Origin of the sequence: Gilliamella sp. ESL0405 (assembly GCF_019469205.1) — a bacterium.
In the GTDB taxonomy this organism is placed as follows: domain Bacteria; phylum Pseudomonadota; class Gammaproteobacteria; order Enterobacterales; family Orbaceae; genus Gilliamella.
In genome coordinates this window covers 1,520,497-1,533,502 of sequence record NZ_CP048265.1, presented here as the reverse complement: position 1 = coordinate 1,533,502, position 13,006 = coordinate 1,520,497, and the positions used below count along the sequence as shown (strand labels likewise).

Annotated in this window: 9 protein-coding genes; 5 read left to right on the top strand and 4 right to left on the bottom strand. The window is 36.0% G+C overall.

All coding sequences use genetic code 11. The annotated features are described in order from the left end of the window. Positions 1 to 70: 70 nt before the first annotated feature. Both priC and yfbV read right to left on the bottom strand, forming a co-directional pair. Positions 71 to 580, bottom strand: coding sequence for a primosomal replication protein PriC (gene priC, locus GYM74_RS06730; RefSeq protein ID WP_220217459.1), 510 nt, complete (start codon positions 578 to 580; stop codon positions 71 to 73). Between the two features lie 12 nt (positions 581 to 592). Then, positions 593 to 1,048, bottom strand: coding sequence for a terminus macrodomain insulation protein YfbV (gene yfbV, locus GYM74_RS06725; RefSeq protein ID WP_220217458.1), 456 nt, complete (start codon positions 1,046 to 1,048; stop codon positions 593 to 595). Positions 1,049 to 1,242: 194 nt separating this feature from the next. On the opposite strand from yfbV, the gene GYM74_RS06720 reads away from it, so the two are divergent. From GYM74_RS06720 to GYM74_RS06705, 4 genes are all read left to right on the top strand, one after another. Continuing rightward, positions 1,243 to 2,448 (top strand): acetate kinase, encoded by a 1,206-nt coding sequence (locus GYM74_RS06720; protein WP_220217457.1) that lies wholly within the window; start codon positions 1,243 to 1,245, stop codon positions 2,446 to 2,448. 69 nt (positions 2,449 to 2,517) lie between these two features. Beyond that, positions 2,518 to 4,668: a phosphate acetyltransferase gene (gene pta, locus GYM74_RS06715; protein WP_220217456.1), complete on the top strand. Its 2,151-nt coding sequence runs from the start codon at positions 2,518 to 2,520 to the stop codon at positions 4,666 to 4,668. Between the two features lie 419 nt (positions 4,669 to 5,087). Further along, on the top strand, positions 5,088 to 5,564 hold the full coding sequence (locus tag GYM74_RS06710) for a toxin-activating lysine-acyltransferase (protein WP_220217455.1): 477 nt from the start codon (positions 5,088 to 5,090) through the stop codon (positions 5,562 to 5,564). Positions 5,565 to 5,700: 136 nt separating this feature from the next. Then, complete coding sequence (locus GYM74_RS06705; RefSeq protein ID WP_220219638.1) at positions 5,701 to 9,009, top strand: autotransporter outer membrane beta-barrel domain-containing protein; 3,309 nt, start codon at positions 5,701 to 5,703, stop codon at positions 9,007 to 9,009. 332 nt (positions 9,010 to 9,341) lie between these two features. Here the strand turns inward: GYM74_RS06705 and GYM74_RS06700 are convergent, their stop codons facing one another. Together GYM74_RS06700 and GYM74_RS06695 are read right to left on the bottom strand one after the other, a co-directional pair. Then, positions 9,342 to 9,815 carry a MarR family winged helix-turn-helix transcriptional regulator gene (locus GYM74_RS06700; RefSeq protein WP_220217454.1) on the bottom strand — a complete coding sequence of 158 codons (474 nt, stop codon included), beginning with the start codon at positions 9,813 to 9,815 and terminating at the stop codon, positions 9,342 to 9,344. Positions 9,816 to 9,818: 3 nt separating this feature from the next. Continuing rightward, complete coding sequence (locus GYM74_RS06695) at positions 9,819 to 10,250, bottom strand: hypothetical protein (RefSeq protein WP_220217453.1); 432 nt, start codon at positions 10,248 to 10,250, stop codon at positions 9,819 to 9,821. 308 nt (positions 10,251 to 10,558) lie between these two features. On the opposite strand from GYM74_RS06695, the gene guaA reads away from it, so the two are divergent. Then, a complete protein-coding gene (guaA, locus tag GYM74_RS06690; protein WP_220217452.1) occupies positions 10,559 to 12,142 on the top strand; it encodes a glutamine-hydrolyzing GMP synthase in 1,584 nt (527 codons plus the stop codon). Positions 12,143 to 13,006 lie beyond the last annotated feature (864 nt).

The window sequence follows — 13,006 nt, the reverse complement described above, 5'->3', positions numbered from 1 at the left end:
GCATTTTGGTAATAAGCAGAATATAAATGCTAGCAATTCGATAAATAAATTGATTAGCATAAAGTGGTAATTACTTGGTATTACCCGCGCTTTCCATTTCTAACTCAATCGCCTCAATGGCTTTTTCGCAACGATAAATACGATTATCCAGTGTTGCGATTTTTACATGGTCAATAGATTCGGCTGATAGTTCCAGTTCATACTTCATCTCTTGTAATCGGCGTAGGTAATCAAGATGCCTTGAGTGTTTTTCATAAAGTGTTTCGTGAAACACTGTATCGCTCTTGTTTTGGCGTAATTGGTGGGTGGCTAACTCTCGGGTTAGCGCTGTCATTTGATTGATCAGCTTGTCAGATAAAAAGGTCATCTGTTCAAGCTTATTGGAATGTACACTATCGCACAATGCCTGATAGGTTTGCTTAATTTTTTCTAAGTAATAATCACAGTTAGTGGCGATTTTAGGCTGATTAAACAGTTGTTCATCAAAATAGTGCTCTTGAAAAGGTTGTTGATCTGATAGTTTGATCTGTTGTTCAAGAGCTGTAATTTGTGCATCTAATTGGGCTAGAAATTTTTGCATTGTTTTTTAATCTTAAATATCAAGCTTATTGTCATCATCTTGACCAAAATAGCTGCCAAAATGGGTTTTTGATAGTTTAATTAGCTTCATGAAAGATTCAAATGTTAATTTTTCACGGTTGTTTTTATTTTCTTCGAGTACTTTTTTTTCAATAAGCTGAGCTTTGATGTGATTATAACAGTCCACCAAATTTAGCGGTAACGGGGATTGCGATCGTTTACCCAACCAACAGATACCTTGAATAGGTAAACTCAGTGCAAAAAGAATAGTTATCACTGTTACGGCTAATTGTGCCGGCATAAAATATTGCCAAACAGCAATAAAAACAATGATAGGCGGTAAATATTTTTTTGCGGTTTTTATGTGGTTTATGATTTTTAATTCAGGAAAAGAATAAGAAAGCGCTTTATCCATTGGGCAAAGCGCCATATATCTTTGACCTGCCTTAAAATTTTTAATTAAATTCATCTGTTGGGGATTCCTCGACATTCGTATTTTATTGTCTTAAAATAGTGCCATTCAAATTGGGGACTCTCTTTATTCTATCTCAAAACACAAGATATCAGAAGTCACCTTATAAAATCGCATCGATTGTTAAATCATGTGTTGAGTTACCAATTTTGATTGGTATATATCTTTTTATTCAATATATAGGAATTACTATGTCATCAAGTAATAACGCTCTTGTTCTTAACTGTGGAAGTTCATCATTAAAATTTGCCATTATTAACCCTGAAAATGGTGATGAGTTTTTATCTGGGTTAGCTGAATGTTTTAATCTTCCTGATGCTCGTATTAAGTGGAAACTTGATGGTGTTAAGAACGAAGCTTCTTTAGGTGCAGGTGCTGCACACAGTGAAGCAATTAAGTTTATTGTTAATAGCATCTTCCCACAAAAACCAGAATTATTAGATAGTATTAAATCTATTGGTCACCGAATTGTACATGGTGGTGAAAAATACACTCAATCTGTTGTGATTGACGATTCTGTTTTAAAAGGTATTGAGGAAGCCTCTGCCTTTGCTCCACTACATAACCCTGCGCACTTAATTGGTATCCGTGAAGCGTTTGCTGCTTTCCCTCATTTAAAAGATAAAAATGTTGCTGTGTTTGATACTGCATTCCACACAACCATGCCGAAAGAAGCATACTTATATGCGATTCCAAACGAGCTTTACACTAAACACGGTGTACGTCGTTACGGTGCACATGGTACTAGCCACTATTATGTTAGCCGTGAAGCTGCTAGATTATTAAATAAACCTGTTGATGAAACTAATGTGATTACTTGTCACTTAGGTAATGGTGCGTCTATTACTGCGGTTAAAAATGGTAAATGTGTTGAAACGTCTATGGGTCTAACGCCATTAGAAGGGTTAGTTATGGGGACTCGTAGTGGTGATATCGATCCCGCTATCATGTTCTTCTTACATGACAATTTAAATATGTCTGTTGCAGATATTAATAATCTTTTAAACAAAAAATCAGGTTTATTAGGTTTAACTGGTGTGAGCAGTGATTGCCGCTATGTGACTGATAACTATGACACAGATGAAAATGCTAAAAATGCTTTAGATGTTTTCGTTCATCGCTTAGTGAAATACATTGGTGGATATGCCATGTTATTAGACGGTCGTTTAGATGCAATTATCTTTACCGGTGGTATCGGTGAGAATGCTGAAGAAGTTCGTCGTATGGCACTTCAAAAATTATCTATTCTTGGATTTGAATTAGATCAAGAGCGCAACTTAGCTGCACGTTTTGGTAAAGGTGGTACAATCACTAAAGATGGTTCAGCAATTGCAATGGTAATTCCAACTAATGAAGAATTAGTCATTGCGCAAGATGCAGCGCGTCTAACTGCTTAAAAGACAAATAAAACCGCCTTCATGGCGGTTTGTTTTTATATTTAATAAAGAATTAAGAGGAAATCGATTATGTCTCGTACTATTATGCTCATTCCGACCGGAACCAACGTTGGGTTGACAGGTGTGAGCCTGGGTGTTATTCGAGCTATGGAGCGTCAAGGAATTAACCTAAATGTATTTAAACCGGTTGCTCAACCACGAGCAGGTGGCGATGCGCCAGATAATACCACCACTTTAGTTAGCCACAATACATCAATTCCGGCATTAAAACCGCTTAAAATGAGCCATGTTGAAAACTTGTTAGGTTTAAATCAACAAGATGTGCTTATGGAAGAAATTGTCGCTTTATATGCTGAAAATACGAAAGGCGCTGATGTCGTTTTAGTTGAAGGTATTGTACCAACCAGCGATTATCCTTTCGCAAATGAACTCAATAATAATATCGCTAAAACCCTTGGTGCTGAAATTATTTTTGTTGTTAATATGGGTAAAGATACGCCTGAACAACTTAAAGAGCGCATTGAAATTGCTCGTTCAAATTTTGGTGGCATTAAAAATGAAAAAATTGTTGGCGTAATTGTTAATAAAGTTAATGCACCGGTTGAAGAGCAAAGCCTTGCTCGTCCGGATGTAGCCGAAATCTATCATACCCCTAAATTTGATGATAAAAAAATTACCATTAAAGATTTAAGTGAACACAGCCCACTGCCAGTGTTAGGTTGTATTCCGTGGAATATCGATCTTAGCGCTTGCCGTGCTATTGATATTGCTAACCACTTTGATGCTAAAATCATTAATGAAGGAGGCATTAAAAGTCGCCGTATTAAACATGTTTCATTCTGTTCACGTAGCGTGCCTAACATCATCAGTCATTTACAACCCAATGCGCTGTTAGTTACCTCTGCTGACCGCTCAGATGTATTGGTGACTATCTGTTTAGCCGCAATGAATGGCGTTGCTATTGGTGGTGTATTATTAACGGGTGGCTATGAAATCGATGATACAATCTACAAGCTATGCCAACCAGCATTTGATACAGGATTGCCGGTATTTACTGTCCAAACCAATACTTTCCAAACATCAATCAATTTACAACAATTTAATTTAGAAATTCCGGTTGATGACAAAGAGCGTATGGAAAATACCCAAAACTTTGTTGCTGATCATATTGATACAAATTGGATTAAATCACTTAATGAAGTGGTAAATTCTGCACGTCGTTTATCGCCTCCGGCTTTCCGTTATCAATTAACTGAACTGGCACGTAATGCGAAAAAAGTGGTGGTTTTACCGGAAGGTGATGAGCCACGAACTGTTAAAGCAGCGGCAATTTGTGCTGAGCGTCATATTGCTAAATGTGTATTGCTTGGTAATCCTGATGAAGTTCGTAAAGTCGCCGCTCAACAGGGTGTGACTTTAGGTGAAGGTGTTGAAATTGTTGATCCGGAAACTATTCGTGAAAAATATGTTCCACGTTTAGTTGAACTACGCAAAAACAAAGGTATGACTGAAGTTATCGCACGTGAGCAACTGGCTGATAATGTGGTACTTGGTACTATGATGCTGGAAGCTAACGAAGTTGATGGTTTAGTCTCTGGTGCAGTGCATACTACTGCTAATACCATTCGTCCGCCATTACAATTAATCAAGACAGCGCCGGGTAGTTCATTGGTATCATCTGTGTTCTTTATGTTAATGCCTGATCAAGTCTATATTTATGGTGACTGTGCGATTAATCCTGATCCAAATGCGCAAGAACTTGCTGAAATTGCGATTCAATCAGCCGATACTGCTATTGCCTTTGGCATCGAACCGCGTGTTGCGATGATCTCTTATTCTACAGGTAGCTCCGGACAAGGTGCTGATGTTGAAAAAGTGAAAGAAGCGACCAAAATTGCTCAAGAAAAACGTCCTGATTTAATGATCGACGGACCTTTACAATACGATGCAGCGGTAATGCCTGATGTGGCTAAATCTAAAGCGCCTAACTCTCAAGTTGCCGGTAAAGCGACAGTGTTTATTTTCCCTGATCTTAATACTGGTAATACCACTTATAAAGCGGTACAACGTTCTGCCGATCTTGTGTCTATTGGACCAATGTTACAAGGCATGCGTAAACCGGTGAATGATTTATCACGTGGTGCGTTAGTTGATGATATTGTCTATACAATTGCCTTAACTGCAATTCAATCAGCACAAGAACAAAACGTTAATAAATAATTTTAACGGGTCAAATGTTGATAACAATAAGAGGTGAATATTTTCACCTCTTTTTATATCAATCTAATGGAACTTATAACATTTATTTTTGATTCCTACATTTTGTATAAAGATTTTCTTCACCAATTAAATTGGCATTTTATAGCTCACTCATAATTTTAAACAAAGCGAGTTTTCCAGCGAATTGTGCCTAATGTTGCACAAAATGAATTTTTATTCATAAATGAAATATTTGAAAGAAGAGAAGCTGTTATGTTTGATCATAATACTGGCTTTTTAAATACTTTAGCTACTTATAACCAAAGTAATATGGAAAGAACCCACTTAACTTATTGATTATGATCATTATTATTTATTTAATGAAGTTTTGATCATTCTGTAATACAATTGTAAATAAAAGTTAGCAATGGTAAAGCTATATGAATAGTGTTGCAAAAGACGTTATTAGAGTTATAGCACCTAGTTTATATCCAGATACCTTAAGTAATGAAGCCGAGGTGTTAGGGGCTATGATTTGGTTATGGAATCAAAATCCTAAATATAAAAATGTCGCTTTAGATTCGGCTTTAAGCGTATTATTACCTATCATCCAATCTAAGAATTATGTTTTAGTTATTAAAAATAATCAGCCATTAGGTTATATTAATTGGGCTTATTTTAATAGCGAAGAAGAACAACAATATCTTAATAAAGAAAAGCCTTACATCGATTTTGTAAAATATCATCATCCGGCGGCGACTAAACGCCTATGGATTTTATCCTTCTTTTGTCCATTTGGACTCAGGGATGTATTGTTAACGAAATCTATCTGTAAAAAAGTGTTGAAAAACAATCTTTGTTTCTTTGGTTATCACAAGTCAAAAGCTCAAACAGTCGTTAAAAAAGTTCAATGTTAGCATTTTACATTTTAGCTGCTATCGATATCTATTTTTAATCTTGAATTTAAGATCTATCTAAAATAAATCATTGTCATTGTCGATTGTTACTAAGTGGTCGTACTTATTTTTTATCATTAATTTGAAGGAAATTGATATGAACCAAATTTATCTAACAAAATTTAATGTTATCACCGGCACTACTGTAGTTTGTTCTGAATTAGCGCGACGTGCTAGTAAAGCGATGATAACTGTATGCGTTTTAGTTAGTTCTGCTTCAGCTTTTGCTCTAGATTGTACGGCGAGTGCCGATGGATCTTATTTGGTAGGGCAAAATAGCCCTAGCTGTAATAACATCAATGCCGCTACAGCCACCCAATCAGGTAATGCAGGTTTTTACATCCTTACTAGAAGTAAATTACATGAACCCCTTTATGTGGGAGATACAACCCTGACCGCCAATGTTTTAGGTGATTATACCGCGCTTGGAAATCAATATACTTATGGCGTATCTGGCGGACGAATTGAGGCCGGTAATTTGAATTTCACTCTCAGCAACAACGGTAATATCTTCGGTCTTGCTACTTATCACAATGTTGACATAACGGCCAAAAATGTCGAGATGAATATAAACGACAATTATACACGAGGCCGTAATTCAAGCGGAGGTGTTGCTGCATATGGTATATTAGTTGGTTCTGCTGCAAATTCCGGTGAAAATGGTAATTATAATGGAAAATACAGTACAATTACCGTTGATAATTTGAAAATCAATCAGACCACTCAAGGCGGTAAAACTCAACCAATTTTAAATAACGGTATTCGTGCTATTCAAGGCGCTTATAATAATTCTGGCGAAGGTTCAGCCGGTCAAGTTATCGTTAATAATAATTTGGATATGACACTAACCGGAAACCGTTCAATCGGTATCTATGTTTCAGGCAATCAAACCAACCATGATGCTGCTGATAGTGTCGGTAGCCAAGGTCAATTGACACCTAAAGTGATCTTAAAAGGCGAAAAAAACACAATCACTATTAATAAAGGTAGCGATAATTCAATGCTTAAATGGGATAGCATTGGTGTTAAATTGGGAAAGACACGTAATACTGGTGAAGGTCCAGGAATTATTGAATCTTATGGAGAATTAACCATAGATACGACTAATGCTACAGAGGGTAGTGGTATAAAAATGGTTCGTAATTCTCAATTTAAAGCCGATTATAATAAAAGTTCAACCATTGTTAAAACCAATGGCTATGCGTTAGAAATTGGTACGCATGATGATGCAACGCCAAGTGGGGTGCTTGAACAAGCGGCATCGCATGGATTAAATGCCAGTTTTAAAGATGCCATATTTACTACTACCGGAACAAGTAACGATCCGGTTATCAGCAACTCTCTTGGACGTAAAGATCTGATTTTTGTCGATCAGGGGCAAATTGATACGCTCTTAACTTTTACTGGTGATAAAACCAATCTGACTGCTAACGATAGTGGCTATATTATTAATGTCAGTGGTAATTATTCTGCACCTAATTATGTATTCTACTCTAATACTTATGATTCTAGTGGGGTTGAACAAGGGCTAGATGCTTATCAAGGATCTTCTGTAACTTTTAACGCTTCAGGAAAAGGGAGTATGACTGGGTTGATCTCTAAAGGTGCGGTGAAAGTTGAAGAGGGGGAAGTTATTAATAATAACCTTACCCAAACACTCAATGTTAATATAGCTGACGGTTTTAGCTGGAATTTGAAAAAGAAGGACAACGAGAACATCGCTAAATTTAATACTGTTATGCTAACAAATGGGGCAACAATTAATGGCGCTTTTGAAGATGCAGGTTCAAATGATTTTATTTTACAAGGTAATGTTATTAGTGATTCCGGTCTGATTGATTTAGATAACACATCACATCATCAATATAATGATGTATTAACTATTGACGGCAACTATAGTGCTTCAAATGATGCTAAATTAAAAGTAAATACACTTTGGAATGAAACCACAATAAGGTCTGCAAATGATTCGCAATCTGATGTTTTAAAAATCACCGGTAATGCTAGTGGTTTGACAAAAGTTATACCAATAAATTCCCAAGGTGTGGAAAATATTATTGATGGTAATATAAAGGAGGTTGCTGAAGTAATTAGCAGTGCAGCCTTCATTTTTGTTGGAACAGCTGGTAGTGGAAATAACTTTATTGGTGAAGCGCATACAAAAGGCGCCACTGAAGTTCAGTTAGCTAAACGACAAACAGCTAATGGCGATGAATATTTCTGGACAATGCAAGCCGCTACACCGCCAACACCACCAACACCACCAACACCACCAACACCGCCAACACCACCAACACCGCCAACACCGCCAACGCCACCGACACCGCCGACACCGCCAACGCCGCCAACACCGCCAACGCCGCCGACACCACCAACGCCGCCGACGCCAGCTAAGCCTATACCTATTTATGCAAGTCCAATAGCAGGTTATGTTGCTATGGCGAGAGTAAATCAGGAACAAGGGCTTTTAAGTATCAGTTCTTTACATGAACGTCGGGGAGAATACACGAATTTTGACTTGTCGAATTGTAACACTTGTGACGGCATCTTAAGCGAAACATGGGGCAGGTTAATCGGTAAACATTTAAAACAAGATGGTAAAAATCGGTTAAATGTCGATTCTGATATTTATGGATTTCAATTTGGGCATGATTTATTAAATAATATCAGTGATGACGGTAGCCATAACTATACTGGTATATATATAACTTACAGTAAAGGGCATACCGATTTTTCAGATAAATATCGAGCTGAGCATGGTTTAATTGCACACAATAAACGAACCGGTAAAGGGAAATCAGAGTCTGTAAGTTTGGGATTAACCAATACTTATTTCTCAATAAATAATAATTATTTGGATTTGGTCGGTCAGTTTTCATATTTGCGCAATAAATATGAAGCTCGTAACGGTAACAATCCGCATGCTCAAAATGGTTGGGGAGTTGCGCTTTCTGCTGAAACAGGGCATTTATTCAAATTTTCTCAAAACGATAATGATTTAAATTATTGGATCATTGAGCCTCAAGCGCAACTTGTTTATCAACATGTCGATTTAGATAGTTTTACTGATAAATATCGTCGGGTAAATCAAAATAATCAAGATTTACTACGTGGACGAATTGGCGTTCGAATGGGCGATAATAATCAAACCGTGGAACAACAAATTACATCAATATACGCTATTGGTAATATTTGGCACGATTTTGTTAAACCAAGTCATGTCACAATAGGTAAAGATAGTATTAAAGAGAAATATGCTCGTACATGGGGCGAATTGGGCTTAGGTGCTAAAACCCCAATTGCGCAAAACCTCCATGTATATGGTGATGCTCGTTATGAACACGATCTGGGTAACACAAAGCGTCAAGGGTATCGAGGAAATATAGGTATAGAGCATAAATGGTAAATTGGATAATTCAATTTAGATCGAATTGATCGTTGCCAATTTATTCAATCTGATTATCTCAATATACGCAATGGCTTGTTATGCATTGCGTATATTTTTTGATAAAAAGACAAATGAAATTTGAAAATCAACAATGCTTAATAAGATTTACCAATCAGGTTTGTTGGTCGCATAATGCTTTAATTGTATTAGACATAAAGCGCTTTAAAAACTGCAATTGTTACTATTTTAACCTTACCTTTTGAATATTTTTGTCATAAAGAACGACGTTGCGTTTTATATTTAATCTCACCATAAAATGGCAAATATCTGGATAAGCATATAATGATTAATTATGCAGTTTCTTCATCATGATTTTTTAATAATGTTGAAAGCATTTCCATAAATTTTTGTTTCTCATCTTTTAACGCGGCAAAAAATTCTTTATCAATTTGTTCAACTAAAGGGACTGTTTCATTAGCCTTATCAAGGCCTTTTTGAGTTAATTGTATCGATTTTGCTCGACTATCCTTGATTGAGCAAGAGCGTTTTATATAATCCTTTTTTTCTAAATTGTCTAATATTTGAGAAATGGTCATCACATCGATATTTGTTTTATTAGACAAAATAACTTGCGTAATTTCATCAGGATATTGAGACAGATAAGCAAGAGTGGCAAGCACAATAAATTGAGGATGCGTAATAAGCTGTTTTTTTAAACATTTTTTTATATTCGTGTGCCAGGACGAATAAGTTTTCATAAAAATAAAACCAATTGATTCAGCGTCATTTTGGAATTGCGTTAAAAACTTATTGTCCTTCGTCATAATTTACCTTTCTACTAAACTGTTTAGTTTGTAAGTTTTATCAATAATATCATCTGAAATCTGTTTAATAAAATCATACGAGGCCTTAGTATCCAATTGAGGGTCGGGTTTTAGCGAAATTTCAGCTTTAAGTGCATATTGATTTTCAGCTATTTGAATTATTTGATGTGAGAAAAAAAGTAATCCGATACCCGGCATATCAAATTGCTCAGTAAATTCCTGTTCGTTAATCACCTTTGATAAAGTCACTTCCATTTCGGGCATGTTTTGTAATTTAAAAATACCTTTAGTCCCTGTTTTTAGTTCACCGATTATACGAAAGTCTTCAAGGTCGGTTTCCCATAATTTTCTTAAATTAAGTTCGATAAAGTATTGCCAAATTTGTGCTGGATTGGACTGAGTAGGTAAGGTAAAAGAGATTGAAATAGCGTTCATTGTTTTGCTCCTTTTTAATAAGTGTTTTTATTATAAGTATACTTATTAATTAAGTAAAGCGATATAGATACCATTAAAAACGTAATCAATCAAACAGTTAAATTTAGTTGTGAATAAAGTTTAAGTGAATCATTACCAATAAAGTCAATCGTATTAACGCTGATATTGAATGATATATTCGATAGGTTTAAAATTTAACAAATTAAATTTTTTACAATTGTTTTTTCATTTAATCAATTCAATTGAATCAGTAAATGATACAATAGCATCCCAATTTTGTAATAGTTCATAGTTTAGGAATAAATTTGATGAAAAATGATATCCACCAGCAACGTATTTTAATCCTTGATTTTGGTTCTCAAGTTACCCAGTTAATTGCTCGTCGTGTCCGCGAAATTGGTGTTTATTGTGAACTTTGGCCGTGGGACGTATCGGAAGAAAAAATCAAACAATTTAATCCTAAAGGTATCATTTTATCCGGCAGCCCTGAAAGTACGACAGAACAAAATAGCCCAAGAGCTCCTCAATACGTCTTTAATGCAGGCGTGCCTGTCTTAGGTATCTGCTATGGAATGCAAACAATGGCTGTTCAAATTGGTAATGGCGGACAAGTTACAGGTTCTAATCAGCGTGAATTTGGATACGCCAAAGTCGATATTGTTGGTCACTCAAAATTGACAGACGGCATCTTCGATAGCAAAAACGAAGCAGGCTTAGAGCAGCTCGATGTCTGGATGAGTCATGGGGATAAAGTAACAGCTTTACCTGAAAGTTTTACCGTTATTGGTCGCACTGAAACATGTCCTTTTGCAATCATGGCAAATGATGAAAAACAATTTTATGGCGTTCAGTTTCATCCGGAAGTTACCCACACGGTTAAAGGTTATGAATTACTTCAACGATTTGTCATTGATATTTGCCATTGTCAAAAACTATGGACACCTTCTTCAATCATCACAGATGCCGTTGCCCGAATAAAAGAAAAAGTGGGAAATGACAAAGTTTTATTAGGTTTATCCGGTGGGGTGGATTCCTCGGTAACTGCACTATTGTTACATCAAGCTATCGGCGATCAGTTAACCTGTGTTTTTGTTGATCATGGACTATTACGCTTGAACGAAGCAAAACAAGTTATGGACATGTTTGGCAATAAATTTGGTTTAAATATTATAGCGGTTAATGCCGAAGATCGTTTTTTAGCCGCCTTAAAAGGCGAAACCGATCCCGAAGCGAAGCGCAAAATTATTGGTCGTGAATTTGTTGCCGTATTTGATGAAGAGGCTGCAAAACTCAAAGATGTTAAATGGTTAGCTCAAGGTACGATCTACCCCGATGTAATCGAATCGGCAGCAGCTGATACCGGCAAAGCGCATGTGATTAAATCGCATCATAATGTTGGTGGTTTACCTGAAGATATGAAAATGGGATTAGTAGAGCCACTTCGTGAACTATTTAAAGATGAAGTACGTAAAGTGGGCTTAGAACTTGGATTACCTTACGATATGTTATACCGCCACCCATTCCCGGGGCCCGGTTTAGGAGTAAGGATTCTTGGCGAAGTGAAAAAAGAGTATTGCGACTTACTGCGCAAAGCTGACGCCATTTTTATTGAAGAACTCTACAATGCCGACCTATACCACAAAGTCAGTCAGGCCTTTACCGTATTCTTACCGGTACGCTCTGTTGGGGTAATGGGTGACGGACGCAAATATGATTGGGTTGTCTCATTGCGTGCGGTAGAAACTATCGACTTTATGACTGCACACTGGGCGCATTTGCCTTACGACTTCTTAGGGCGAGTATCAAATCGTATTATCAACGAAGTCAATGGCATCTCACGTGTTGTCTACGATATCAGCGGCAAACCGCCAGCGACGATTGAGTGGGAGTAAAAATTTACCGCTCTATCAACATTCTTTAATCTCTAAAAAAGCCAGTGAATTCTATATTGTCACTGGCTTTTTTTTATTCATTTCCATTTAGCGAAATCTTAATATTTTTTTAAATAAAAAATAACCATTGAATTTAATTAGTTTTTTAAACAAGGTTAATATGTTGATTAATGTAAAGGATGAAGTTAATAAGATCTTAAATGGTAAAGAACTTTAACTAGCGGTTTTTATTGATAACTTTTATTGGCAAAAGCAGGGTAAAGCGTTAAGAGCTTCAATAGCTCTTAGTGTTTTATTAATTGTAGAGTTTAATTTTGATCGGTAAAAAGAAAATCATTGCGAATATGTAGCTTTATCGAACATAATCGAATGGAGTATACAACACAATATTACCTGTAATGGTATGAGATTAAATGGGGGATATGTTGGGCTACGGAGGGGGCTATTTTAAAAATATGTGACAGCATTCAAATTTTTTATAGATAATTATAAAAGGGATTGATCCCCTTTTATCCTATAATTAGATGTAGCATTGAATTTAAATGACCAAGTCATTTTCATCATAGAAAAACTGTACATTGTAATTTTATTACTGGTGTTGATGAGTTTGAAAATGAAATTATATCAAATGCAAACACATCTAATCTTGATTATTTAGCTCCTGATTGCTTTAGAAAAAAGTCCTTGATAAGTATTATTCAGAACCTCGTAAATATTCGGTTGAAGAATCGTAGTTACGAGTAACTAATTTATGGGGAATACAAATAGATAACCATCATGACGATAAAATCTTTTTTTGGCAGAGTGATTTAGGTCGAGACTTAACTTATGAAGAACAATTATATTGGCGTTCATTTAATATTG

Excerpts from the sequence above, each read along its gene's own strand:
- guaA (WP_220217452.1), top strand. The coding sequence starts at position 10,559 with ATGAAAAATGATATCCACCAGCAACGTATTTTAATCCTTGATTTTGGT.
- priC (WP_220217459.1), bottom strand. The coding sequence starts at position 580 with ATGCAAAAATTTCTAGCCCAATTAGATGCACAAATTACAGCTCTTGAA.
- GYM74_RS06700 (WP_220217454.1), bottom strand. The coding sequence starts at position 9,815 with ATGACGAAGGACAATAAGTTTTTAACGCAATTCCAAAATGACGCTGAA.
- GYM74_RS06710 (WP_220217455.1), top strand. The coding sequence starts at position 5,088 with ATGAATAGTGTTGCAAAAGACGTTATTAGAGTTATAGCACCTAGTTTA.
- GYM74_RS06705 (WP_220219638.1), top strand. The coding sequence starts at position 5,701 with ATGAACCAAATTTATCTAACAAAATTTAATGTTATCACCGGCACTACT.
- GYM74_RS06720 (WP_220217457.1), top strand. The coding sequence starts at position 1,243 with ATGTCATCAAGTAATAACGCTCTTGTTCTTAACTGTGGAAGTTCATCA.
- GYM74_RS06695 (WP_220217453.1), bottom strand. The coding sequence starts at position 10,250 with ATGAACGCTATTTCAATCTCTTTTACCTTACCTACTCAGTCCAATCCA.
- pta (WP_220217456.1), top strand. The coding sequence starts at position 2,518 with ATGTCTCGTACTATTATGCTCATTCCGACCGGAACCAACGTTGGGTTG.
- yfbV (WP_220217458.1), bottom strand. The coding sequence starts at position 1,048 with ATGAATTTAATTAAAAATTTTAAGGCAGGTCAAAGATATATGGCGCTT.